The sequence below is a fragment of the Nonomuraea sp. NPDC003804 genome (assembly GCF_040610675.1).
GTDB lineage: Bacteria > Actinomycetota > Actinomycetes > Streptosporangiales > Streptosporangiaceae > Nonomuraea.
In genome coordinates, this window is record NZ_JBEXMT010000128.1 from 1 (window position 1) to 1,102 (window position 1,102).

The 1,102-nt window shown below is 48.9% G+C and carries 1 protein-coding gene; it reads right to left on the reverse strand.

What is annotated here, in order from left to right; genetic code table 11:
- Positions 1-1,091 (reverse strand): FAD-dependent oxidoreductase (locus ABZX22_RS45255; protein ID WP_354923570.1); only part of this gene is annotated, 1,091 nt, incomplete at its 3' end.
- Between the last annotated feature and the right edge of the window lie 11 nt (positions 1,092-1,102).

The window sequence follows — 1,102 nt, forward strand, 5'->3', positions numbered from 1 at the left end:
AATCTATTTAATGCATATACACGACCGGAATGCGCATGCTTGTCAACGACAAAAATATGTATTTCTCGTTCCCGCACAACCTGGCGGTACCATTCAAGCACTGCCCCCTTCGTTTCTGGTTCTAGCAACCTGACTATAACCGAATCGTGCACTTCGTCCAGCCCCTTATAGACTGTTGGTATATCGTATCCCCACATATATGCACGCGCCGCATTATCTTCCGCGCACAAGATTTTCAACATCAACTGATACCACTCAGGTGATACGTCTGACACCTCGCGTTCCAACAGAGAAATTGCTTTCGCCAAATCGTGATATTCCGGCTTAAACGCAATTCTCAGGCACTCTTGAAGCCCTCCGTCTCCAGCTCCCTGTACGACAGCGGTAGCGCGTTCCGGTCGAAGTGCGTCCAATTCTTTTTCAAGGCTGGCATACCCCCAAAACGTTTTTCCAATATCAGAACTACTGGCAAGGACCTTTTCCGAGCCGAAGCCAATTGCAAAAATAACAATGCGAGCCCGAATAATGCTACTTTTTGAGCCGCCGAGGACATTTATCTCACGCGGCAGGATAACTGTTAGAACTCTTGCGCCACCATAAAGCACACTTTGATGAGACGTTAGCTTTATTCCATTTTCAATCTGAAAAACAGATGAATATTTCAGCTTATATTTATCTAGCTGCGCTTGTAGCTCGTCCGCCAGTGCACTCGCCGCTTTCGGAGCAGAGGGAAAGCGAAGGATAGCGGCATGCGTCGCTGGATTAGGTTTTAGGTCTGGAATATCTGGAAAGCAGTGACTGGAAAAGTGAATTGCTGGCCAATCATAAACGGTCGTGCTCAACAATCTGTCTGTGCCTTTGCGGAGCAACGAAAAGCACTGCCCCTGCGCATCGAGAACAAGCGTCCGCATACCAGCCTCAGCAGAGGCCAACGCTGCAGAAATTCCGCCCACACCCGCGCCTAGCACAACCACATCGTAGTCGACATCTCCATCAGCAAACGAACTACTATTTTCAGCTTGCTTTTCGAATAGCCCTGCATCAATGGCCGTATGAATAAGTGTCCGCGCCCGGAGGACTTGGTCACGCATGCTGATATAGG